The sequence below is a fragment of the Pseudomonas sp. genome (assembly GCF_036387035.1).
Lineage (GTDB): Bacteria > Pseudomonadota > Gammaproteobacteria > Pseudomonadales > Pseudomonadaceae > Aquipseudomonas.
The window spans coordinates 22,498-44,572 of sequence record NZ_DASVUM010000070.1; the positions used below are offsets into that span (position 1 = coordinate 22,498).

Annotated in this window: 22 protein-coding genes and 1 pseudogene; 13 read left to right on the top strand and 10 right to left on the bottom strand. The window is 60.9% G+C overall.

Annotated features, from left to right (window positions below):
* The first annotated feature begins 16 nt into the window (after positions 1–16).
* The 4 genes from argH to VF672_RS06385 all read left to right on the top strand — a co-directional run bounded on the left by argH (position 17) and on the right by VF672_RS06385 (position 5,241).
* Entirely contained in the window at positions 17–1,411 is a 1,395-nt protein-coding gene (gene argH / locus VF672_RS06370) for an argininosuccinate lyase (RefSeq protein ID WP_331102632.1), read from the top strand.
* 63 nt (positions 1,412–1,474) lie between these two features.
* Positions 1,475–1,768: a hypothetical protein gene (locus VF672_RS06375; protein WP_331102634.1), complete on the top strand. Its 294-nt coding sequence runs from the start codon at positions 1,475–1,477 to the stop codon at positions 1,766–1,768.
* Between the two features lie 171 nt (positions 1,769–1,939).
* Positions 1,940–2,191, top strand: coding sequence for a TIGR02647 family protein (locus tag VF672_RS06380; RefSeq protein ID WP_331102636.1), 252 nt, complete (start codon positions 1,940–1,942; stop codon positions 2,189–2,191).
* Between the two features lie 200 nt (positions 2,192–2,391).
* On the top strand, positions 2,392–5,241 hold the full coding sequence (locus VF672_RS06385; RefSeq protein WP_331102638.1) for a class I adenylate cyclase: 2,850 nt from the start codon (positions 2,392–2,394) through the stop codon (positions 5,239–5,241).
* 20 nt (positions 5,242–5,261) lie between these two features.
* Here the strand turns inward: VF672_RS06385 and VF672_RS06390 are convergent, their stop codons facing one another.
* Entirely contained in the window at positions 5,262–5,507 is a 246-nt protein-coding gene (locus VF672_RS06390) for a DUF1289 domain-containing protein (protein ID WP_331102640.1), read from the bottom strand.
* Complete coding sequence (gene cyaY / locus VF672_RS06395) at positions 5,504–5,860, bottom strand: iron donor protein CyaY (protein ID WP_331102642.1); 357 nt, start codon at positions 5,858–5,860, stop codon at positions 5,504–5,506. Before cyaY ends, VF672_RS06390 begins: the two co-directional genes overlap by 4 nt.
* A 286-nt stretch (positions 5,861–6,146) precedes the next feature.
* On the opposite strand from cyaY, the gene lptM reads away from it, so the two are divergent.
* From lptM to VF672_RS06425, 6 genes are read left to right on the top strand one after another with little or no spacing between them, the layout of a single operon-like run.
* Positions 6,147–6,308: an LPS translocon maturation chaperone LptM gene (lptM, locus tag VF672_RS06400; RefSeq protein ID WP_083233039.1), complete on the top strand. Its 162-nt coding sequence runs from the start codon at positions 6,147–6,149 to the stop codon at positions 6,306–6,308.
* Between the two features lie 9 nt (positions 6,309–6,317).
* Positions 6,318–7,565: a diaminopimelate decarboxylase gene (gene lysA, locus VF672_RS06405; RefSeq protein WP_331102646.1), complete on the top strand. Its 1,248-nt coding sequence runs from the start codon at positions 6,318–6,320 to the stop codon at positions 7,563–7,565.
* Between the two features lie 4 nt (positions 7,566–7,569).
* Entirely contained in the window at positions 7,570–8,400 is an 831-nt protein-coding gene (gene dapF / locus VF672_RS06410; protein WP_331102648.1) for a diaminopimelate epimerase, read from the top strand.
* A 13-nt stretch (positions 8,401–8,413) separates the two neighbouring features.
* Complete coding sequence (locus tag VF672_RS06415) at positions 8,414–9,151, top strand: DUF484 family protein (protein WP_331102650.1); 738 nt, start codon at positions 8,414–8,416, stop codon at positions 9,149–9,151.
* Positions 9,152–9,153: 2 nt separating this feature from the next.
* Entirely contained in the window at positions 9,154–10,059 is a 906-nt protein-coding gene (xerC, locus tag VF672_RS06420) for a tyrosine recombinase XerC (RefSeq protein WP_331102652.1), read from the top strand.
* Positions 10,049–10,744 (top strand): HAD family hydrolase, encoded by a 696-nt coding sequence (locus tag VF672_RS06425; RefSeq protein ID WP_331102654.1) that lies wholly within the window; start codon positions 10,049–10,051, stop codon positions 10,742–10,744. The genes xerC and VF672_RS06425 overlap by 11 nt, the downstream gene beginning before the upstream one ends.
* Positions 10,745–10,857: 113 nt before the next feature.
* Here the strand turns inward: VF672_RS06425 and VF672_RS06430 are convergent, their stop codons facing one another.
* The 4 genes from VF672_RS06430 to glnK all read right to left on the bottom strand — a co-directional run bounded on the left by VF672_RS06430 (position 10,858) and on the right by glnK (position 13,673).
* The gene (locus VF672_RS06430; RefSeq protein WP_192171409.1) at positions 10,858–11,187 is read right to left on the bottom strand and encodes a hypothetical protein; all 330 of its coding nucleotides are present in this window, start codon (positions 11,185–11,187) and stop codon (positions 10,858–10,860) included.
* Positions 11,188–11,280: 93 nt separating this feature from the next.
* Positions 11,281–11,712 carry a secondary thiamine-phosphate synthase enzyme YjbQ gene (locus VF672_RS06435; RefSeq protein ID WP_331102657.1) on the bottom strand — a complete coding sequence of 144 codons (432 nt, stop codon included), beginning with the start codon at positions 11,710–11,712 and terminating at the stop codon, positions 11,281–11,283.
* A 250-nt stretch (positions 11,713–11,962) separates the two neighbouring features.
* Positions 11,963–13,300, bottom strand: a complete 1,338-nt coding sequence (locus tag VF672_RS06440; RefSeq protein ID WP_331102659.1) for an ammonium transporter — start codon at positions 13,298–13,300, stop codon at positions 11,963–11,965.
* Between the two features lie 34 nt (positions 13,301–13,334).
* On the bottom strand, positions 13,335–13,673 hold the full coding sequence (gene glnK, locus VF672_RS06445) for a P-II family nitrogen regulator (RefSeq protein WP_002555808.1): 339 nt from the start codon (positions 13,671–13,673) through the stop codon (positions 13,335–13,337).
* A 413-nt stretch (positions 13,674–14,086) separates the two neighbouring features.
* On the opposite strand from glnK, the gene VF672_RS06450 reads away from it, so the two are divergent.
* Positions 14,087–14,371 carry an accessory factor UbiK family protein gene (locus tag VF672_RS06450; protein WP_331102663.1) on the top strand — a complete coding sequence of 95 codons (285 nt, stop codon included), beginning with the start codon at positions 14,087–14,089 and terminating at the stop codon, positions 14,369–14,371.
* Between the two features lie 20 nt (positions 14,372–14,391).
* Here VF672_RS06450 and VF672_RS06455 read toward each other — a convergent pair.
* Both VF672_RS06455 and VF672_RS06460 read right to left on the bottom strand, forming a co-directional pair.
* Positions 14,392–14,505 (bottom strand): annotated as a pseudogene (locus VF672_RS06455) (addiction module antidote protein, HigA family); the annotation flags it as partial.
* Between the two features lie 121 nt (positions 14,506–14,626).
* Positions 14,627–15,163 carry a GNAT family N-acetyltransferase gene (locus tag VF672_RS06460; RefSeq protein WP_331102665.1) on the bottom strand — a complete coding sequence of 179 codons (537 nt, stop codon included), beginning with the start codon at positions 15,161–15,163 and terminating at the stop codon, positions 14,627–14,629.
* Positions 15,164–15,276: 113 nt separating this feature from the next.
* Here VF672_RS06460 and VF672_RS06465 point away from each other — a divergent pair, with 113 nt between their 5' ends.
* Positions 15,277–16,770 (top strand): YifB family Mg chelatase-like AAA ATPase, encoded by a 1,494-nt coding sequence (locus VF672_RS06465; protein WP_331102667.1) that lies wholly within the window; start codon positions 15,277–15,279, stop codon positions 16,768–16,770.
* Positions 16,771–17,046: 276 nt separating this feature from the next.
* On the opposite strand, the gene VF672_RS06470 is transcribed toward VF672_RS06465, so the two are convergent.
* On the bottom strand, positions 17,047–19,023 hold the full coding sequence (locus VF672_RS06470) for a methyl-accepting chemotaxis protein (RefSeq protein WP_331102670.1): 1,977 nt from the start codon (positions 19,021–19,023) through the stop codon (positions 17,047–17,049).
* A 239-nt stretch (positions 19,024–19,262) separates the two neighbouring features.
* Positions 19,263–20,183 carry a LysR substrate-binding domain-containing protein gene (locus VF672_RS06475; protein WP_331102672.1) on the bottom strand — a complete coding sequence of 307 codons (921 nt, stop codon included), beginning with the start codon at positions 20,181–20,183 and terminating at the stop codon, positions 19,263–19,265.
* 164 nt (positions 20,184–20,347) lie between these two features.
* On the opposite strand from VF672_RS06475, the gene VF672_RS06480 reads away from it, so the two are divergent.
* Positions 20,348–21,730, top strand: a complete 1,383-nt coding sequence (locus tag VF672_RS06480) for a NorM family multidrug efflux MATE transporter (RefSeq protein WP_331102674.1) — start codon at positions 20,348–20,350, stop codon at positions 21,728–21,730.
* Positions 21,731–22,075 lie beyond the last annotated feature (345 nt).

Consider the following 22,075-nt stretch of genomic DNA (forward strand, 5'->3'; position numbering starts at 1 on the left):
CAGCAGCGAGCGAATCATGAGCACCGACAAGACCAACCAGTCCTGGGGCGGCCGCTTCAGTGAACCCGTCGACGCCTTCGTCGCACGCTTCACCGCCTCCGTCACCTTCGATCAGCGCCTTTATCGCCACGACATCATGGGCTCTGTCGCCCACGCCACGATGCTGGCCAAGGTCGGTGTGCTGACCGACGCCGAGCGCGACACCATCATCGACGGGCTGAAGATCATCCAGGGCGAGATCGAAGCCGGCACGTTCGACTGGCGCGTTGACCTCGAAGACGTGCACATGAATATCGAAGCGCGCCTGACCGACCGCATCGGCGTCACCGGTAAAAAGCTGCACACCGGGCGCAGCCGCAACGACCAGGTCGCCACCGACATCCGTCTCTGGCTGCGTGACGAAATCGACCTGATTCTGGCTGAGATCACTCGCCTGCAGGAAGGTCTGCTGGGGCTGGCCGAACGCGAAGCCGACACCATCATGCCGGGTTTCACTCACCTGCAAACCGCACAACCGGTGACGTTCGGCCACCACATGCTGGCGTGGTTTGAAATGCTCAGCCGTGATTACGAACGCCTGGTCGACTGCCGCAAGCGCACCAATCGCATGCCGTTGGGCAGCGCCGCGTTGGCCGGCACGACCTACCCGATCGACCGTGAACTGACCTGCCAACTGCTGGGTTTCGAAGCGGTCGGTGGCAACTCGCTGGACAGCGTTTCCGATCGTGACTTCGCCATCGAGTTTTGCTCCGCAGCGAGCATTGCGATGATGCACTTGTCGCGTTTCTCCGAAGAGCTGGTGCTGTGGACCAGCGCGCAATTTCAGTTCATCGACCTGCCCGACCGCTTCTGCACCGGCAGCTCGATCATGCCGCAAAAGAAAAACCCTGATGTGCCCGAGCTCGTCCGTGGCAAAAGCGGCCGGGTATTCGGCGCCTTGATGGGGCTGTTGACCTTGATGAAGGGCCAGCCACTGGCTTACAACAAGGACAATCAGGAAGACAAGGAGCCCCTGTTCGATGCCGCCGACACGCTGCGCGACTCGCTACGTGCCTTTGCCGACATGATCCCGGCGATCAAACCGAAGACGGCGATCATGCGCGAAGCCGCACTGCGCGGTTTCTCCACCGCCACCGACCTCGCCGACTACCTGGTCCGGCGCGGCCTGCCATTCCGTGATTGCCACGAGATCGTCGGTCACGCGGTGAAGTATGGCGTCGAGACCGGCAAGGACTTGGCCGAGATGACGCTGGAGGAGCTGAGCCAGTTCAGTGACCAGATCGAACAGGATGTATTTGCGGTGCTCACGCTCGAAGGTTCGGTCAATGCCCGCAACCACGTTGGCGGTACGGCGCCGGAGCAGGTCAAGGCGGCGGTCGTGCGTGGTCAGCGTTTGCTCGCCACCCGCTAAGCACATCAAAGGGATCGTCCGGTGCGGGCGATCCCATTCAATTGGCAGGACATCGAGAACGACATGAGCGACCACATCGAAAACGACGAAGAAGAGTTTGCTGAAGCGACGCTGATTGAGGCCATCGAGAATCAAATCGAAAGCGACAACCCGCCAGCGGCCAGGGCCACGTTCAACAAGCTCACGCTGGTGGGTGTCGAGCGTGACGAGATTTTGCAGATGATGGCGCACATCCTGGCTTTAGAGATCGACGGGATCCTGGCTGAAGATCGCCCATTCAATACCGTCTGGTACGAGGCGGCGCTGCGTGCGTTGCCCGACATGCCGCCCGGCGTGCGACTGTCTGAAGAAGAGTAAAGCCAGGCTACGATGCCGGTCCTCGACCTGACCTGACGACCGGCCAGATACTTTCTGCAAAACCCCCAGACGCTAACTACACTCCAACAGCCTCGCTGCCGCATGGCGACGGGGCCGTCACGCCTGCGATTCCGGTCGCGGTGTATCCACTGGAAAAAGTCTGGAGCACCTATGTCCTTTACCCCTGAATTGGTTGCCGAGCTGGAAATCCTGTCACTGTTCAATCTGAGCAACACCAAAGAGGGTCTGAAAGTCCACCTTCACTCTGCGGCACCTTCGGCCGTCGCGGCCGCTCAACGACTCTTCGATAAAGGCCTGACCACGCAAAAGGACGGGGGCTACCTGACCAGCCTGGGGCTGGATGCCGCCGACCACGCCCAATCGCTGTTGATTATTCTCGCCACGAGCCAGGAAGCTGCCTGATTTCGTCTCTCGCGAAACCTTTGCCTGGCCGCATCAAATAAAGGTTTCGCGAATCCTCCATTTCGACGATGCTGCGCCGATAAAATAATGGCGCCATAAAAAAGACGTGCCGTTGAGCCGTATCGGCCTGACGCCCTGCTGTCTTGATTATCGCTACAACCCCCACCTTATGCAGTGCCGCCCGCCGGCCACGAGTCGCGATGACGCGAAGTTCCGAAATTCGCCCGGATCTGGATGAGGGCATTGATCGCAAGGTCCTCGCTCAATTACGCAGCCGTTTTCTGGCCCTGAGCAAGAGCCGGCTGGCGCGCGCTTACGAAGGTCTGTCGACGCGCCAGCAAAGCGTGCTCTCGTTGCTTCCGTTGTTCTTCCACGTGAACCACCCGCTGCTGCCAGGCTATGTGTCGGGCTCGACCCCCGCTGGCGTCTCCCACTACGAGCCTGACGCCCAGGCCCTTGCTGAGGCGCAGCGCCTGACGCGGTCGTTTTCCTACAAACCGCGCCGGGTGAATCCACCGCAGCCCATTCATGGCATTTTCCTGATGGGCAGCCTGGGTACGCTCGCCCAAGCCGACCAGAGCGACATGGACGTATGGATCTGCCACGACCCGCTGCTGTCGGCAGACGAGATCCAGGAACTGCGCAAGAAATGCCAGTCGCTCGAAAGCTGGGCGGCAAGCATGGGCGCCGAGGCGCACTTCTTCCTCGTCGACCCGGAGCGCTTCGTCCTCGGCGAGCGCGACGCGCAACTGAGCGGCGAGGACTGCGGCACGACCCAGCACTATTTGCTCCTCGATGAGTTTTATCGCACCGCCATCTGGCTGGCAGGGCGCACCCCGATGTGGTGGCTGGTGCCGGTCTATGAGGAAACGCGCTACGCCGAGTTCACCCACACCCTGCTGTCGAAGCGGTTCATTCGTGCGGACGAGGTGCTGGACCTTGGCAACATGTCGCACATCCCGCCGGGGGAATTCATCGGTGCCGGGCTGTGGCAGCTGTTCAAGGGCATTGAATCGCCCTACAAGTCGGTGCTCAAGCTGCTGCTCACTGAGGTGTATGCCAGCGAGCATCCCCATGTGCAGTGCCTGAGCATGCGCTTCAAGAAAGCCGTTTTCGCCAACCGCGTAGACCTCGACGAGCTGGACCCGTACGTGATGGTGTACCGGCGCATCGAGGAATACTTGCTGGCGAGGGGCGAACCGGAGCGACTCGAGCTGGTACGCCGCAGTCTGTACCTGAAGGTGAACAAGAAACTCACGGGCGCCACGCGCCACCGCAGTAGCGGCTGGCAACGCCTGCTGCTGGAGCGGCTGGTCAAAGAGTGGCACTGGGACGAGCGTCAACTGGCGCTGCTCGACAGCCGCAGCCAGTGGAAAGTGCGCCAGGTCGCCAGCGAGCGCCGCGCGCTGGTCGGCGAGCTTAACTTCAGTTACCGCTTTTTGACCCAGTTCGCGCGCGCGCAAAAGGCCGTCAACTCGATCAATAAGCGCGACCTCAATGTGCTCGGGCGCCGTCTGTATGCAGCGTTCGAACGCAAATCGGGCAAAGTGGAATTTCTCAATCCGGGCATCGCACCAGACCTGGCAGAAGACACGCTAACGCTGGCGCAATTGCCCAACAAGCGCGAGCCCGGGCGGTATCAGTGGTGCCTTTATAACGGCAGCCTGAGTGCGCACGAGCTGGAGACATTCGCGCCGATCAAGCGCAGCCGCGAACTGCTGGAACTGCTCACGTGGTGCCATCGCAACAACGTCATCGACAGCAGCACGCGCCTGGCGCTGCACCCCGGCATCAGCGATCTGACCGAATTCGAGCTGTTCAACCTGCAAAGCGCGCTACAACAGAGCATTGCGCTGCCACCGGGCATGGTCGAGGAACAAGTACTGCTGAGCCCGAGCGTGCCCCGCGAGATTCTGCTGTTGGTCAATGTCGGCGTCGATCCCCTCAGGCACCACAAAGAGCTCAACATCCTGATGACCACCGAGCGGACTGACTCGCTGAGCTACGCCGGGGTCCGCGAAAACCTGGTGCTCACCTTCGACCAGATCACCCTCAACAGCTGGAACGAGGTGCTGGTCAATCGCTTCGACGGCCCGCACGCGCTGCTGGATTGCCTGACCGAATTGCTCAACGGCCTGCCGGAAAAGTCCGCCCGGCCTGTGATCCGCGTGCGATGCTTTTGCCACAACCGCGCTCAGGCAATCGCCCAGCGCGTGGAGGAGCTCATCGGCACCGCGCAACTGTTGCTGGACCGGCGCCTGAACCATCGTTATCTCATTCAGGTCGAGCAGCGCTACCACGTGCTGGAAATGGTCCCCGGCCAGGTCAGCCATGTCGCGCTCGAACATCTGCCGGCGCTCTTTGACTATCTGGGAGAAGAGCTCTCCGGCTACAGCCCGATTCATCTCGACCCCCAGGCGCTGGATGACTCGGACCTGTCGCTGTTCATTCCTTACGGGCAGCCTGAATGCATTCAGCTGTTTTACCGGATCAACGAGCCCTATGCCGACCTGTACGTGCTCGATGAGCGCAATGCGTTATGGCATCAGCAGGTGCCCTATCACAACGAGTCCAGCCTGCTGGTGCCGCTGCAGCGTTTCTTTCAGTCGCTGACGTACCGGCGCGTCGCGTTGCTGCCACTGGATAATCCGCTGGAATCAACCTCGCTGGAGGCTTTGTATTACCGCATCACCCCCGATGGGCCTGGCAGAGCCCGCCGCATAGAGCACCGCCCCACGCCAGCGATGTCGGTCGATAAATCGTTTTTTGAGGTGCAGGCGATCATCGAGGAGGCCTCCCCCGGTCAGGTCAGCGTGACGCTGTATTGCAACGGGATGGAGTTTTCCGAGCTCGAGTTTGGCGATCAGTTATTCTGCGTCGTGGCGCAGCACATTCTCGACCAGCGCCGCGAGACGCAACGCTATCGCTGCTACCTCACTGACCTGGATCTGTCCGGAATACTAGGGGATACACGCGGCCAGACCATCCTGTTCCTGCGCTACAAAGCCGAGCTGGAGCAGTCATTGAATGCCGCGATGGATGAGGCGTGATGCCGAATAGAAGTCGACGCCTACAGAGGGTTCAGCATGGGCAGAGAGCTTGCACTGCGACGCTGATCCGCCTGCCGCACGATCTCCCGACGGCGCTCATCGGTGGCCGCCCGCCATTCGCGGATGTCTTCGACGTGGCGCTGACATCCCGTGCACACCTTGTCCTCGTCAAGCCGGCAGACGCTGATGCAGGGCGACGGCACCGCCGGGCTGACGTTACTGAACAGCGGCTTTGGCGGTCTGGCCGGCGTAGCACCAACAGTCATTCGCGGTTGCCGTCGTTGCCATCAAGGGTGTCGAAGTCCAACTCGGCGCCCGCCTGCTTGGCCGCCAGGCGCTGAAGCATTTCGCCCAGCAACTCTTCGGACTTATCGCACACCCAGCGATTGCCCTCTTCGTCGTAGTCGAAGTGAAAACCACCATCGACGGCCGCCAGCCACAGCTGACGCAGAGGCTCTTGACGGCTGAAAATGAACTGAGAGCCGTTCTCGAACTTCACGGTCAACACCCCGGCGGAGCTCTCAAGGTCCAGGTCCAGACCGCTCTCGTCAAAGATATCCTCGAGCTTTTCCTGGGTGGTATCGACCAGGTCGTGGAAGCGGGCTTCGGTCAAACTCATTGCATGAACCTCAAAAGTGTCAGCGGATGGCGCAGCGACGCACGATACGGTCGCTCCCCGGCAAATGCAAAGCCTACCCGCCCAACTGCAGGGGTGAGACTGTCTTTGTCGGGTAGAGGTGTAGCCTCTCGGCGCCCACACGCTGCGTCAGAAATCCGCGCCACCTCAATAGCAAGATCGCGCGGCGGCGTCAAACCCCCGCCGGACGGGAACTCCAGCGCATAGGCAATCTGTCGGGTGGTCGGTATACTCGGGCGCAATTAATGCTTATACAAAGGATTTCGCCATGAAGCGCCTGATTTCCTCCCTGGCCGCGCTGCTTGCAGTTGCGTGTCTGGTCTCTGCCTGCGGTCAGAAAGGTCCACTGTATCTGCCCGACGACGACTCGTCCGACGGCACCAGCCAGACCAAGTCGCACTCGCACAAGCATCAGACTTCGACCTACTAGGAATCAGTCATGGACGCCTTCAACTACCGCGACGGCGAGCTGTTCGCGGAAGGAGTGGCGTTGTCTGCCATCGCCGAACGCTTCGGCACGCCGACATACGTCTATTCCCGCGCGCACATCGAGGCGCAGTATCGCGCCTACGCCGATGCCCTGAGCGGCATGCCGCACCTGGTCTGCTTCGCCGTCAAAGCCAACTCCAACCTGGGCGTCCTCAATGTCCTGGCGCGTCTGGGTGCCGGTTTCGACATCGTGTCCCGTGGCGAACTGGAGCGCGTGCTGGCAGCGGGCGGTCAGGCAGACAAGATTGTCTTTTCCGGCGTTGGCAAGACCCGCGATGACATGCGGCGTGCGCTGGAAGTCGGCGTGCATTGCTTCAACGTCGAATCCACCGACGAGCTCGAACGCCTTCAGGTCGTCGCCGCTGAAATGGGCGCGCGCGCGCCGGTTTCGTTGCGTGTGAACCCGGACGTCGACGCCGGCACCCACCCCTACATTTCCACCGGCCTCAAGGAAAACAAATTCGGCATCGCCATCGCGGACGCCGAAGACGTTTACATCCGCGCCGCGCAACTGCCGAACCTCGACGTCATCGGCGTTGACTGCCACATTGGCTCTCAGCTGACCACCCTCGCGCCTTTCGTTGATGCACTGGATCGCTTGCTCGATCTCGTCGATCGCCTGGGCGACTGCGGCATCCAGTTGCGGCATATCGACCTGGGCGGCGGTCTGGGCGTGCGTTACCGCGATGAAGAGCCGCCACTCGCAGGCGACTACATCAAGGCGGTGCGTGAACGCCTCGATGGCCGCGATCTGGCGCTGATGTTCGAGCCCGGCCGCTTCATCGTTGCCAATGCCGGCGTGCTCTTGACCCGTATCGAGTACCTCAAGCACACCGAGCACAAAGACTTCGCTATCGTCGACGCCGCCATGAACGACCTGATCCGTCCGGCGCTGTATCAGGCATGGATGGACGTAACGGCTGTCAAACCGCGCGAAGGTGCCCAACGCACTTACGACATCGTCGGCCCGATCTGCGAAACCGGCGATTTTCTGGCCAAGGATCGTGAATTGGCGCTGGCTGAAGGGGATTTGCTGGCCGTGCATTCGGCCGGCGCTTATGGCTTCGTGATGAGCTCCAACTACAACACTCGCGGACGTACCGCAGAGGTGCTTGTGGATGGTGAGCACGCCTTCGAAGTACGTCGCCGCGAAACCGTGACTGAGCTGTTTGCCGGCGAAAGCCTGCTGCCGGAGTAATCCCATGCTGCTGCGTTTTACCAAGATGCATGGCCTGGGCAATGATTTCATGGTGCTGGACCTTGTGAGCCAACACGCGCACATTTTGCCCAAGCACGCCAAGCAATGGGGCGATCGCCACACCGGCATCGGTTTCGACCAGTTGCTGCTGGTCGAGGCGCCGAACAACCCGGACGTGGACTTCCGTTACCGGATTTTCAATTCCGACGGCTCCGAGGTCGAGCAGTGCGGCAACGGCGCGCGCTGCTTCGCCCGGTTCGTGCTGGACAAACGCCTCACGGCCAAGAAGCAGATCCGCGTCGAGACCAAGAGCGGCATCATTGAGCTGGACATCCGCAATGACGGCCAGATCAGCGTGGATATGGGCGCGCCGCGTCTGGTGCCGGCGGACATTCCGTTTGAGGCGCCGGAGCAGGCTGCCAGTTATGCAGTCGACGTCGATGGCGAGTCCATTGAGCTCGCCGCCGTGTCCATGGGCAACCCGCATGCTGTGCTGCGTGTCTACGACATCAACAATGCGCCCGTGCACGTGCTGGGGCCGAAGATCGAACACCATCCGCGCTTTCCGGCTCGGGTGAACGTAGGCTTTCTGCATGTCGTCGACCGTCAGCGCGCTCAACTGCGGGTGTGGGAGCGAGGCGCCGGGGAAACCCAGGCCTGCGGCACCGGTGCCTGCGCTGCAGCCGTGGCGGCCATTACCCAGGGCTGGATGGATTCGCCGATGCTGATTGATTTGCCAGGTGGACGCTTGTCCATCGAGTGGGCCGGCCCCGGCCATCCGGTGGTGATGACGGGTCCGGCTGTCCGGGTTTACGAAGGCCAAGTACGTCTATGAGTGAGAGTATCCAATGACCGACCAGCCTCAAACTTCAAACGACACCCCTGGCCAGGCACCTGCCGATGACGCAGTGCCTGCCCTTGAAGCCGAGGCGGTCGCGGCCTGGCTGCAACAACACCCTGATTTCTTCGCCGAGCACGACGAACTGCTGGCAATGATGCGCGTCCCCCATCAACGCGGCGATACGGTCTCGCTGGTGGAGCGACAGCTCAAGCTGCTTCGTGAACGCAATATCGAAATGCGCCATCGCCTTTCGCAACTGATGGACGTGGCGCGGGACAACGACCGACTGTTCGAGAAAACTCGCCGGCTGACGCTTGATCTGATGGACGCGACCAGCCTGGAAGACATCGTCATTGCCGTTGAAGATAGCCTGCGCCAAGAGTTCCAGGTGCCCTTCGTCAGCCTGATCCTGTTCAGCGACAACCCGATGACCGTTGGCCGCTGGGTCAGCGCCGCCGATGCGCACAAGGCAATCGGCGGACTCTTGTCCGGCGGCAAGCCCATGAGTGGCGCGCTGCGTGAGCACGAACTCGAGTTTCTGTTTGGCAGCGAGCAAAGCAAGGAAGTCGGCTCAACGGCCCTGGCGGCCCTCAGTCACCAAGGCCTGCATGGCGTTCTGGCGATCGGCAGCCGCGATCCACAGCATTACAAAAGCTCGGTCGGCACGCTGTTTTTGAGCTACATCGCCGACGTGCTCAGCCGCCTGTTGCCACGCTTCACCAATTCGCTTCGGTCGGTTCGCTAGTCATGGAGCGGCAACTGGACGCTTACTGCACGCACCTGCGCAGTGAGCGCCAGGTGTCGAGCCATACCCTGGAAGCCTATCGCCGCGACCTGAACAAGGTCCTGGCGTTCTGCGAAAAACAGCCTATCGACAGCTGGAAAGCGCTGGATATTCAGGCGATGCGCAGCCTCGTCGCGCGCCTTCACCAACAGGGCCAATCTTCGCGCAGCCTAGCCAGACTGCTGTCAGCGGTGCGGGGTTTCTATCACTACCTCAACCGCGAGGGACTCTGCGATCACGACCCTGCCAATGGGTTGTCGCCGCCCAAGGGCGAGCGCCGCCTGCCGAAAACCCTGGATGCCGATCGCGCCCTGCAGCTGCTTGAAGGCGGGGTCGAGGACGATTTTCTGGCCCGGCGCGATCAGGCCATCCTCGAGCTGTTCTATTCATCGGGTTTGCGGCTGTCAGAGCTGACTGGCTTGAATTGCGAGGACCTGGATCTGGCGGACGGTCTGGTGCAGGTCCTCGGTAAAGGCAGCAAAACCCGGGTTTTACCGGTCGGCAGAAAGGCCCGCGAAGCGCTCGAAGAGTGGCTCAAGCAACGGGCCCTGGCCAACCCGCAGGACGATGCGGTGTTCGTCAGCCAGCAAGGCCGCCGCCTCGGGCCGCGCTCGATCCAACTGCGCGTGAAGGCCGCCGGCGAGCGCGAGTTGGGGCAGAATCTGCACCCGCACATGCTTCGGCATTCCTTCGCCAGCCACTTGCTTGAGTCGTCCCAGGACCTGCGTGCCGTACAGGAACTGCTGGGCCATGCAGACATCGCCACCACTCAGATCTACACCCATCTGGATTTCCAGCATCTGGCCACGGTGTATGACAGCGCCCATCCACGGGCCAAGCGCAAAGGTAACGCCGACAATGAGCATTAAGCTGATCACCTTCGATCTTGACGACACGCTGTGGGAAACCGCACCGGCGATTGTCAGTGCCGAGGCCAAGCTGCGTGAGTGGCTGGCTGTTAACGCGCCAAAACTCGGTCCGGTCCCGGTCGAGCATCTGTGGGAAATACGCTCGCGGCTGATTGAGCAGGATCCGACGTTCAAGCATCGGATCAGTGCGTTGCGCCGCAAGGTGCTGTTTAACGCCCTTGAGGATGCCGGCTACGGTCACGACGAAGCCCATGAGCTGGCGGACCAGAGCTTTGAAGTGTTCCTTCAGGGTCGGCACCAGCTGGATATCTTTCCTGAAGTCGTGCCGACGCTGGAGATCCTGACCAAGTCATACACGCTGGGGGTCGTGACCAACGGCAACGCAGACGTACGCCGCCTGGGCCTGGCCGATTATTTCGCCTTCGCGCTGTGCGCCGAGGACCTGGGCATCGGCAAACCTGACCCTGCCCCCTTTGTTGAGGCGCTGAAGCGCGGCGAGGCCGACGCCAGCGAGGCCGTGCATGTCGGTGATCATCCGGGTGACGACATTGCCGGCGCTCAACAAGCCGGGATGCGTGCTGTCTGGTACAACCCGGGCGGCAAGGTCTGGGAAGCTGAGAAGGCGCCGGATGCCGAAATCAACAGCCTGACGCAATTGCCTGAGGTGCTGGCGCGCTGGGGTTGATGCCGTACTGAATGAACGAAGTTCGTCCTGAAGCCATTGCATTCCTCCAAGTGAATTTCGGGCAATAAAAAACCCGCAGCGACAGCGGGTTTTTCATTACGCGCAGCCAATCCTTAGATAGGACGGCTGCCGTACTTGTTGTCTGGCTTCTTGGGCGGATCGGCGACCACATTGGCCTCCACTTCCACGACCTTTCCACCACGGGCGAGGAATTCTTCCATCGCGCGAGCCAGAGCATCACGCTCTTTGTTCTTGGCTTCCACGCTGGGCAATTCGTCAACCGAGACGGCGGCCTTGGCCTTGCCTTTGGCCGGAGTCGCAGAGACTTCAGCGCTGTCGTCGACTTCCACTACATCTTCATCGGATGCCGCTGCAAGTCCCTCACCGTCCTCCCCTTCTTCCAGATCGTCTTCCAGACCTTCTTCGATGTCGTCGTCGCTCATGTTCTACCTCATGACTTGCGAAAGCAGATTAGTTATAGCCCAGCCGGGCTTGATTACTTGGACAGCCGGAAAAAATTCAACTACCGCGTACCGTCAGCGGTCGTGCCCCTCACCCTGAAGCGTGACGAGGACTTTACGGGCACCGCCAGCATCGCGGTGCTCGCCCAGATAAATACCTTGCCATGTCCCCAACGCCAGCCGACCATTTGTAACCGGTAACGTCAGCTGGCAGCCAAGCAGACTGGCTTTGAAGTGCGCAGGCAGATCATCGGGCCCTTCGTCGTCATGTTCATAGCCGTCGCGTCCCTGAGGCACCAGACGGTTGAAAAAACGTTCGAAATCGCGCCGCACTGCCGGGTCAGCGTTCTCGTTGACGGTCAACGAGGCTGAGGTGTGTTGCAACAAGACATGCAGCAAGCCGATACGGCATTCGCGTAATTCGCGAAGGCCCGCAATGATCTCGTCAGTGACCAGATGGAAACCGCGAGGCCTTGCCCGCAGCGTGATCAGGGTCTGTTGCCACATACCGTTCTCCGCCCTTCGGCGCGCATTCTAACGCGCTGGAAAAAAAAACAAAGTGCGTAATGTGCGACGATTTTCTCAAGCACTGAACGAGGGCATAAATGCCCTCGCAAGCGTTCAAAACCGCCAGGTTTGGCCGGACATTGCAGCAGGTGTTTTGCTGGGAAAAATCCCGCCCCCAGTGCCGACAACCCTATCGACAAACGCCAGACAAAAAAATGCCCGGAGAACCGGGCATTATTTGATGCGTGGATTACAAGTTGTAGCCACGTTCGTTGTGTTGCGCCAGGTCCAGGCCAACCGCTTCCTCTTCCTCGGTGACACGCAGCCCCATGACCACGTCCAGCACCTTGAGAATGATGAAGGTCACGATCGCGGTGTAGATGACCGTGAAGCCTACGCCTTTGCACTGAATCCAGACTTGTGCAGCGATGTCGGTCACCGTGCCGAAGCCGCCCAGCGAAGGCGCGGCGAACACACCTGTCAGGATTGCGCCGAGGATACCGCCGATACCGTGAACGCCGAAGGCATCCAGGGAGTCGTCATAGCCCAGTTTGCGTTTCAGGCTGGTGGCGCAGAAGAAGCAGACCACGCCGGCCGCCAGACCGATGATCAGGCCGCCCATTGGGCCGACAGTACCCGCCGCTGGCGTTACTGCAACCAGACCGGCAACCACACCCGAGGCAATGCCCAGAGCGCTTGGCTTACCGTGGGTCAGCCATTCGGCGAACATCCAGCCCAGCGCTGCAGCAGCGGTGGCGATCTGGGTAACCAGCATCGCCATGCCGGCGGTGCCGTTGGCTGCAGCGGCGGAACCGGCGTTGAAACCGAACCAGCCCACCCAGAGCATTGCCGCACCCACCAGGGTGTAGCCCAGATTGTGCGGAGCCATCGGGGTAGTCGGGAAACCTTTACGCTTGCCCAGTACCAGGCACGCTACCAAGCCAGCCACACCGGCGTTGATGTGAACAACGGTGCCGCCCGCGAAATCGAGAACGCCCCAGTCCCACAACAGGCCACCGACGCCGCTCCAGACCATGTGCGCGATTGGCGCGTAAACCAGGGTGAACCAGATCGCCATGAAGATCAGCATCGCCGAGAACTTCATGCGTTCGGCGAACGCGCCGACGATCAGGGCCGGAGTGATGATGGCGAAGGTCATCTGGAAGGTCACAAAGACAGCTTCCGGAAACAGCGCGGCAGGGCCGGTGATGCTCGCAGGGGTAATGCCTGCCAGGAACGCCTTGGAAAGGCCGCCAACGAAGGAGTTGAAGTTGACGACGTTGGCTTCCATCCCGGTGGTGTCGAACGCCATGCTGTAGCCGTAGACGACCCACAGGATGCTGATCAGGCCGGTAATGGCGAAGCACTGCATCATCACGGAAAGAATATTTTTCGAGCGGACCATGCCGCCGTAGAAAAGCGCAAGACCGGGGATGGTCATGAACAGCACCAGCGCGGTCGAGGTCAGCATCCAGGCGGTGTCGCCGGAATTGAGTACAGGGGCTGCCACTTCGTCTGCCGCCATGGCCAAGCCAGGGGTGACGAGGGACAACAGGGCTCCTAGCCCTGCGAATTGACGCAGAGTCATATTGTTTTCTCCTGGGGCGTTGGGGTTTGGCGGCTTAGATTGCGTCGGTATCGGTTTCGCCGGTACGGATGCGAATGGCCTGTTCCAGATTGACCACGAAGATCTTTCCGTCACCGATCTTGCCGGTGTTGGCCGCTTTAGTTATCGCTTCGATAACGCGGTCCAGATCCTTGTCGTCGATCGCAACATCGATCTTCACCTTGGGGAGGAAGTCGACTACATATTCCGCACCGCGATACAGCTCGGTGTGGCCTTTCTGACGTCCGAAGCCTTTGACTTCAGTTACCGTGATGCCCTGCACGCCGATTTCGGACAGCGACTCGCGTACGTCGTCCAGCTTGAACGGCTTGATGATGGCAGTGACTAGCTTCATGAAACTTTCTCCCGAATTGGTGGACTTGCCCCAGGAAAACAAACCCGACTCAAGTCTAAGCGCAGTGTCTGGCTTTGTAACGCGTCGTGGCCCGAATCAGACCTGACCAACTCCAGAAAACCGCTTCTGACGAAACATCCCCGCTCCGCCTGCCGCACTGCATTCGTCACAGCGACTGCATCAGTGCATGGGTTACAAGCCACTAAGCAGAAAGCTTGCCATTTCAGCGATCGGCAAGAATATCGATGCTTCAGACGGTAATTCATGCATGAGCGTAGTTATCTTCAGCTACCACCGCACAACAACGGTGCGTGCGTGCCCGGTACGATGCGCGAAAAGCGTGCAGCGCTTCCCTCGGCTTGGAGGCAAAAGCTGCGTGCTACACTCGGGCCATCTGATTCTGGAATCTCATCATGCTCGCCCCTAAAGCCTTTCTCGACGCCCTGAGCGGCCACGCCTCCCGCCTGTTCAACGGCGAAACCCCGGTTCCCCGCAGCGAATTCGAAACCCAGTTCAAGGCGCTGCTACAGAGCGGCTTCAGCAAGCTGGACCTGGTCAGCCGGGAAGAATTCGACAGCCAGATGATCGTCCTCGCCCGCACCCGTGCCCGGCTCGAGGCACTGGAAGCGAAGATGGCAGACATGGAAGCGCAGTTGGCGACGCAGCCGAAAACGGCAGGGGCTGAGCCACAGGATTGAGCGTTGAATCTTGAGGATGCTCAGGCAAAGTGCGCATTGCGCCGAGCCTGGGGCTTGATCGCCACACCCCGCTCTATCTCTGCTTTGCCCACGTCGTAAGTGAGCTGCAAATTCAGCCAGAACTCCGGGGTGGTCTTGAAACGTGCCGCATTCCAATCCTGTTCATGACGCCCCTGAGTCCGTTGACTCTTCCACATTCCGTAGAACATGGACGGGGACATGCGCCGCAGCAACGACTGTCTATGAAGGCTTTGTTCAGCCACCCCCTGGCGGGCAGCCTTGAGCGGCGTGCCGAACATAATAATTGTCAAATTCGCCAGCTTCGACGAACTGAAAACCATGACGAGTGTAAAACCGATTTGAAGCGCTTTCCTTCAACGCCCCAACGTATAACGTCAGTGCCGCCGCATCTGCTTCCATGCAGACCTGACGAAGGACAATCGAACCTATTCCTGATCCTTGTGCGCCTTGCTTGATGTAGAGGTGATCCAGCAACAGTCCGTCGATACGCGGCTTGACCACGACAAAACCCACCCGCTTGCGGGCAACCACAACGTGACGAGTAAATTTGGGGGAAAAGCCATCACGGAAACGTTCGCGGGCGCGCACGGGATCAAATCGACCAATGCGCTCAAGGCTCTCACGCATGGCGTCAATCCGGACGGAAACAAGCGCTTCGAAGTCACCGGCTCGCGCCCCGGTGAAGGTGACCGCAGAGGCCAGCGGTTCGAGAAACTCCTCGCTTGGAATTTCCCCTGGATGCACAGGCCACTCTCCATTACTGGTCATCACGCTTCCTTCCTTGCATTCATACACATGCCGTAGAACATGCACGGGGCCACGCGCCGGAGCAATGACTATCCTTCAGCTCGCCGCAGGAAGCGGTGCTGCCTTCAAGGAAAGACATGTCCCTCGCGATTGTTCTAAGCCGCGCCCAAGTGGGTGTCGAAGCGCCTGCTGTCACTGTCGAGACTCATCTGGCCAACGGGTTGCCCAGCCTCACGCTGGTGGGCTTGCCCGAGGGGGCGGTGAAGGAAAGCAAGGATCGGGTGCGCAGCGCGATCCTCAACTGCCGGTTGGAATTCCCGTCGCGGCGGATCACGCTGAATCTGGCCCCTGCCGATTTGCCCAAAGACGGCGGGCGCTTCGATGTCGCCATCGCACTTGGCTTGCTGGCCGCCAGCGCGCAGGTGCCGGCCCTTGCGTTGGAAGGCATTGAATGTCTGGGGGAGCTGGCATTGTCAGGCGCAATTCGGCCGGTGCAGGGCGTGCTTCCGGCTGCACTTGCTGCGCGGGAAGCCGGACACACGCTGATCGTGCCGGCGGTGAATGCCGAGGAGGCATGTCTGGCGTCAGGCTTGAAGGTCATCGCTGTCAGCCATCTGCTGGAGCTGGTGTCTCACCTGAATGGGCACACGGTGATCCCGCCCTATAAATCAAACGGCTTGATCCTGCGGACGCAGCCTTATCCCGATTTAAGCGAGGTGCAGGGTCAGACCGCTGCCAAGCGCGCCCTGCTGGTGGCGGCCGCCGGAGCTCACAATCTTCTTTTCAGCGGGCCTCCCGGCACTGGCAAAACGCTGTTGGCGAGCCGTTTGCCGGGACTGTTGCCGCCGCTGGATGAACTCGAAGCGCTGGAAGTGGCGGCGATTCAATCTGTGGCCAGCCACGCGCCACTGACCAGCTGGCCTCAACGCCCCTTTCGACAGCCTCATCATTCGGCGTCGGGTCCTGCATTGGTCGGCGGCGGCAGTCGTCCGCAACCCGGCGAAATCACGCTCGCGCACCATGGCGTGCTGTTTCTGGATGAGCTTCCGGAATTTGATCGGCGTGTTCTGGAGGTGCTCCGCGAACCCCTTGAATCGGGTCACATCGTGATTTCCCGGGCGCGAGACCGGGTGCGCTTTCCGGCGCGCTTTCAACTGGTCGCCGCGATGAATCCCTGCCCCTGCGGTTATCACGGCGAGCCAACCGGGCGCTGCCGCTGCTCCACCGACCAGATTCAGCGTTACCGCAACAAGCTGTCCGGCCCGTTGCTCGACCGAATTGACCTGCACCTGACAGTCGCTCGCGAAACCACTTCTCTGGCGGCCACAGCTGATTGCAAAGGTGAAAGCGCCAGTGCCGCGCAAGAGGTGTCGGACGCCCGCCAGCGCCAACAAAGACGCCAGGGCTGCGCCAACGCCTTTCTTGATCTGCCGGCGCTGCGCCAACACTGCGCGCTGCTGCCGGAAGACGAAGCCTGGCTCGAGAACGCCTGCGAACGGCTGAACCTCTCCCTGCGCGCCGCCCACCGCCTGCTGAAAGTGGCGCGCACGCTGGCTGATCTGGAGAAGGTGGACGCCATCGCGCGCCGCCACATCGCCGAGGCACTCCAGTATCGGCCTTCCACGAACTGAAGGTCGGATCCCGTGGTGAACCAAGATTTACTGCGGGAGATTTGCCGACGTCTAGACGCTACGCCGTCCCACAGCGAACAAAGCCCATGTGGGAGTGAGCGTGCTCACGAAGACAATATTTCAGACGCTGAAGACGTTGCTGATTTCACGGCCTCTTCGCGAGCAAGCTCGCTCCCACAACTCATGTATCGCTAGATCCATCTGCGGTGTTGTTTGATGAGGCTGAGCTTGCTCACTCTACACAGGTTCGTTCTGGCGACTGACGGCCCTACATCCTCACCGAAACCGATCCACTTCCTTCTGCAGATCAGACGCCAGGGCATTCAGTTCTTGAGCCGTGATCGCCAAGTTGGACACAACTTCGCGCTGCTCGCTGTTCGCCAGGGCGATGCTTTGCAGGTTGGCGCTGAGCAGGGTCGCGGTGTTGCTCTGCTCCTGGGTTGCCGTGGTAATCGACGTGAACTGCTCACCGGCCGAGCGGCTTTGTTCGTCGATCTGGGCCAGCGCCGCTGCGACTTTGGCGTTGCGCGACAGGCCTTCCTGCATCAGCGCATTGCCTTGCTGCATGGTGCTGATGGCATTGCTGGTTTCCTGCTGGATGCTGCTGATCATGCCGGAAATTTCATCAGTGGCCTGACGTGTCCGTGATGCGAGGCTGCGGACTTCATCCGCCACCACCGCAAAACCACGGCCCTGCTCGCCCGCACGTGCGGCCTCGATGGCGGCGTTGAGCGCCAGGAGGTTGGTTTGCTCGGCGATGGAGGTAATGACGCTGACGATCCCGCCAATCTCTTGCGAGCGCTGGCCCAAGGTATCGATCACCGTCGCGGTGCTGCTCAGCGAGCCTGCGATCTGCTCCAGCGAAGCCGAGGCCTCCTCCATCGACGTACGACCGATGCGCGTCTGCTGGGCATTGCCCTGCGCCATGCGTTCGGTGGTGCCCATGTTGTCGGCGATGGTCAGGGCCGTGGCGCTGAACTCCTCCACTGCTCCGGCCATGCTGGTGATCTCGCCGGACTGCTGCTCCATGCCTTCATAAGCGCCGCCCGACAGGCCCGACAACGCGTTGGCCCGGCCGCTGACTTCCAGAGCAGCCGTGCGGATGTGGGAAACCATGGTTTCCAGCGCCTGACCCATTTTGTTGAAACTGCCCGCCAACTGCCCGATTTCATCGTGGCTGGCGACGTTCAGACGCGCGCTCAGATCACCGGCGCCGAGGGCTTCGGCCTGGGCAACCAAAGCCGACAGCGGCCGCAGCTTGCTGCGCAACAGCCAGATCGCGGCGGTGACAGCAATCAACATCGCCAGCAGGCTGCCGATGGCCAGTTGCGTGCCGACGCTCCAGGTCACTGCGCTGATTTCATCCCTCGGCATCGTCGCCAGAACCGTCCATGGGCCGCCCGCAAACTTCTCGCCGACGGTGTAGAAATCTTCGTCGGCGTCCTGCCAGAAGCGCCCGACACCGGGTGTTTTGGCGAACTCGGCCAGCGTGGTGCTCGCCTGGTCCAGATCCTTCACACCTGCCGGTGCCACCAGCCATTTGTTTTGTTCATCGAGCAGGGCCAGCGAACCGGTTGAACCGATGCGGAAGTTCTTCAGGTTGTCGAATTGCGCCTTCTGCGCGTCGGTGTAATCGAAGCCGACAAACAGCACGGCGATAACCTTGCCGCTGCTGTCGCGCACCGGGCTGTATTGCGTCATGTACAGACGGTCGAACAACAGCGCGCGTCCCACGTAACCCTGCCCGGCAAGGAGCTTTTCGTAGGCCGGATGCTTGTGATCCAGGGAGGTGCCGATAGCCCGCGAACCGTCCTGCTTGGTCAGTGAAGTGCTGACGCGAATGAAATCCTCGCCGTTGCGCACGAAGACGGTCGCAACGCCGGCGGTCATCTTTTTGAAGTCGTCGGCTTCCGTGAAATCGTTGTTCAGCGCGGTGCCGTTAAGCAGCAACGCCGGAGTCTGCACGCCCGCGACTGCAATTTGCTGATCCGCCTGAAGGCTCAGACCGCCCGAAAAACGCTTCTCGAACAGGCCACTCAGGCGCTGGGTACTGTCACGCAGCGTGCTGTGGAAAGTATTCAACTGGTCGGCGAGCAACCGGGCTTCGCTGCCCATGTGCTCTTCACGGATGGCCAGGTTTGCCGAGTCCAGTGAGCGCAGGGCGAACAGTGTGCTGCCGCTGATGACGACGGCCAGAATAACGGCCAGGGCAATGCCGAGTTGCGAAGCAATTCGGGCGCGAGGCTGAGGCATTGGTGCTCCTTGCCGAACGACTGGGCCGTCCTGATCTCAGGGACACCATTCGGACTAATGCTAATAGAGGGAATCGATGAGCCGATTGAAGTGAACCGGCTCTGCAATACACATTCGGCTGGCGCTGGAAATACTTGAGGCCTGCACCGGTACTCGACGGAATCAATCGCGTCTTCAGCGGTCCGGTGCCGCTCGCCTGCGCCCGCGACGACAGCTTTCGCGAACCTGGCGCCGCCGGCTCATTCCAGAATCAGCACCGACGGTAATTCCATCGCCTGCACTTCGCCCTGCAAAAAGTCGCTTAGCCGGCGCAGGCGCTCGCCGCCCGGTCGGGTCTTGGGCCAGACGAGGTAATAGTTCTCGCCACTGACCACCGCTATGCGCCAAGGCAGGCTAAGGCGCCCCTGAGCGACGTCTTCCGCCACCATCAGCAAATCGCCCATGGACACCCCATACCCTCGAGCCGCTGCAATCATGCCCAGCTCAAGGGTGTCGAACACTTGCCCGCCCTTGAGCGAGACCCGGTCAGACAACTCCATTCGCTCCAGCCATCGACGCCAGTCGCGGCGGTCGGGCGTGGGGTGCAGCAGCTCGGCACCTGCCAGTCGATCAGCGTCCCACGGCGCATCATCCAGCAACGTCGGGGCCCCGACGGGAATCAGCAGCTCCGGGAACAGATAGGCCGCCTCCCACTCCGGCGGGAAATGCCCGTGGCTGAGCAGCACCGCGCAATCGAATGGCTCCTGAGTGAAGTCCACGCTGTCGATGTCCATCCACGCGCTGGTCAGTTGCACCTCGTTGCCCACCTGCAGATGGCGAAACCGACTCAACCGGGCCAGGAGCCAGCGCATGGTGAGGGTCGAAGGCGCTTTCATCCGCAGAATGCCCTCTTCCGCCATCAGCGCGCTGCACGCTCGCTCCAGCGCCGAAAACCCCTCACGCACGCCCGGCAACAGTTCACGCGCCGCCTCGGTGAGCTGCAGATTGCGACCGTTGCGGCGAAACAAACGGCAGGCAAAATGCTCCTCCAGCGTGCGGATATGCCGACTCACGGCGCTCTGGGTGATTGAAAGCTCCTCGGCTGCACGTGTGAACGAACTGTGTCGCGCAGCGGCTTCGAACGCGCGAAGGGCATACAGCGGCGGAAGATGGCGAGACATCGGCGCAGACTCCTCGGACGGGCGGGCGGTTGCGGCCACTCTACTGCACAATCGCCAGGATGAGTTTTACTCATGCCAATGATCGGATTTATCCCTTTGTGCATCGACGCCGCAGTCCCCACAATGACCGGCCTGCCAACACCCGCAACCCGAGCGCCTAGACCATGCATCAGCACGCCTTCAAAGAACTGTGGATCATCCTGCGTCTGGCCGCGCCGCTGATTGCTTCGCAGATGGCGCACATGCTGATGGTGTTCACCGACACCGTAATGATGGGAAAGCTGGGGCCGGAATCCCTGGCCGGTGGCGGGCTGGGCGCGGCGAGCTATAACTTCGTGTCGTTTTTCTGCGTCGGCGTCATGGCTGCCGTCGGCACGCTGGTGGCCATTCGCAAGGGCGCGAATGATCACGCAGGCGTCACCCGCCTGACTCAGGCAGGTTTGTGGCTGGCGTGGGGCATGGCGCTGATCGCCGCGCTGATTTTATGGAACCTGGAGCCCATCCTGCTGCACTTCGGTCAGGACGAAGCCAACGTCCATATGGCCAGTGAATTCCTGATCACGCTGCCATTGGCGCTGCCCGGCCTTTTGAGCTTCATGGCCCTGCGCGGATTCACCAGCGCGCTGGGGCGTGCCACCCCCGTGATGGTTATCAGCCTGGTGGGCGTGGCGCTGAACTTCGGACTCAATTACGCCTTTATCCACGGCCTGTTCGGCCTGCCGCACTGGGGCCTGATGGGTATCGGTCTGGTCACGGCCATTGTCACCAATGCCATGGCCCTGGCCCTGGCCCTGCACATTCGTTATCACAGCGCTTATGCCGCTTACCCGTTGCACAAAGAACTGATGAAGCTCTCCCGCAGCTGCCTGAAAGAACTGTGGCGTCTGGGTCTGCCCATTGGCGGCACGTACGCGGTGGAAGTCGGGCTGTTCACGTTTGCGGCGTTCTGCATGGGCGCGATGGGCAGTACCCAGATGGCTGCGCACCAGATTGCCCTGCAATCGGTGTCGATGGCGTTCATGGTGCCGGTCGGGATTTCCTACGCGGTGACCATGCGCATCGGCTTGCACTACGGGGCCGGGAACCTGCTGCTGGCGCGCACTGCCGGACGCATGGGGATTGGTTTCGGCGGTCTGTTGATGCTGTCGTTCGGCATTCTGTTCTGGGTCGCGCCCCATGCCGTCATCGGTCTGTTCGTCGACGTCAACGATCCCAAGTACCAGGGTGTCGTGGAGCTGGCGGTAAAACTGTTGGCTATTGCCGCCTGGTTCGAGATTCTCGACGGCACACAGACCATTGCAATGGGCGCGATTCGGGGCTTCAAGGATGCCAAGACCACGTTCCTGATCGGACTGGCAAGTTACTGGGTCGTCGGCGCGCCGTTGGCGTGGGGCTTGGGCTTTCTGGCGAATCAGGGCGCAGTGGGTGTGTGGTGGGGGCTGGCGATCGGCCTGCTCTGCTCAGCGGTTGCACTGACCTGGGCATTCGAGCGCAAGACGGCGAGGCTGCTGCGTAAGGAAGCAAAGGGTGTTGTGGTGATGGGCTGAGGAAGTGATGGCGCGGGTCAAATGGTAGGAGCGTGGCTTGTCCCGCGATCTGCCGCGCAGCGGCAGCAAAACAAGCGAACGCGGTGCATCAGGACAAACGGAGTCGTCAGATTTACGACTGCTGCGCAGCCGATCGCGGGACAAGCCACGCTCCTTGTATGTTTCCCACACACCCACTGAGACTCGTTATTCTCGTGAGTGCGCCACCAAAAAGATGTGTTCTGGGGGAGACCGATCGCTCCTTAAGGCAGGACTTGCGCCTGACCTTGTCTGTAGAGAGGTCCCCCCGCCTCATTGCCCACCACGTAGAGTATCGAGAAGCCGACGAATCGGACTTCGCATTAC

Coding starts and splice junctions, on each gene's coding strand:
- dapF (WP_331102648.1), top strand. CDS start 7,570: ATGCTGCTGCGTTTTACCAAGATGCATGGCCTGGGCAATGATTTCATG.
- VF672_RS06385 (WP_331102638.1), top strand. CDS start 2,392: ATGACGCGAAGTTCCGAAATTCGCCCGGATCTGGATGAGGGCATTGAT.
- argH (WP_331102632.1), top strand. CDS start 17: ATGAGCACCGACAAGACCAACCAGTCCTGGGGCGGCCGCTTCAGTGAA.
- VF672_RS06415 (WP_331102650.1), top strand. CDS start 8,414: ATGACCGACCAGCCTCAAACTTCAAACGACACCCCTGGCCAGGCACCT.
- VF672_RS06375 (WP_331102634.1), top strand. CDS start 1,475: ATGAGCGACCACATCGAAAACGACGAAGAAGAGTTTGCTGAAGCGACG.
- VF672_RS06450 (WP_331102663.1), top strand. CDS start 14,087: ATGCTCGCCCCTAAAGCCTTTCTCGACGCCCTGAGCGGCCACGCCTCC.
- VF672_RS06470 (WP_331102670.1), bottom strand. CDS start 19,023: ATGCCTCAGCCTCGCGCCCGAATTGCTTCGCAACTCGGCATTGCCCTG.
- VF672_RS06425 (WP_331102654.1), top strand. CDS start 10,049: ATGAGCATTAAGCTGATCACCTTCGATCTTGACGACACGCTGTGGGAA.
- lysA (WP_331102646.1), top strand. CDS start 6,318: ATGGACGCCTTCAACTACCGCGACGGCGAGCTGTTCGCGGAAGGAGTG.
- glnK (WP_002555808.1), bottom strand. CDS start 13,673: ATGAAGCTAGTCACTGCCATCATCAAGCCGTTCAAGCTGGACGACGTA.
- VF672_RS06380 (WP_331102636.1), top strand. CDS start 1,940: ATGTCCTTTACCCCTGAATTGGTTGCCGAGCTGGAAATCCTGTCACTG.
- cyaY (WP_331102642.1), bottom strand. CDS start 5,860: ATGAGTTTGACCGAAGCCCGCTTCCACGACCTGGTCGATACCACCCAG.
- VF672_RS06480 (WP_331102674.1), top strand. CDS start 20,348: ATGCATCAGCACGCCTTCAAAGAACTGTGGATCATCCTGCGTCTGGCC.
- VF672_RS06390 (WP_331102640.1), bottom strand. CDS start 5,507: ATGACTGTTGGTGCTACGCCGGCCAGACCGCCAAAGCCGCTGTTCAGT.
- VF672_RS06430 (WP_192171409.1), bottom strand. CDS start 11,187: ATGAGCGACGACGACATCGAAGAAGGTCTGGAAGACGATCTGGAAGAA.
- VF672_RS06465 (WP_331102667.1), top strand. CDS start 15,277: ATGTCCCTCGCGATTGTTCTAAGCCGCGCCCAAGTGGGTGTCGAAGCG.
- VF672_RS06440 (WP_331102659.1), bottom strand. CDS start 13,300: ATGACTCTGCGTCAATTCGCAGGGCTAGGAGCCCTGTTGTCCCTCGTC.
- VF672_RS06435 (WP_331102657.1), bottom strand. CDS start 11,712: ATGTGGCAACAGACCCTGATCACGCTGCGGGCAAGGCCTCGCGGTTTC.
- xerC (WP_331102652.1), top strand. CDS start 9,154: ATGGAGCGGCAACTGGACGCTTACTGCACGCACCTGCGCAGTGAGCGC.
- lptM (WP_083233039.1), top strand. CDS start 6,147: ATGAAGCGCCTGATTTCCTCCCTGGCCGCGCTGCTTGCAGTTGCGTGT.
- VF672_RS06475 (WP_331102672.1), bottom strand. CDS start 20,183: ATGTCTCGCCATCTTCCGCCGCTGTATGCCCTTCGCGCGTTCGAAGCC.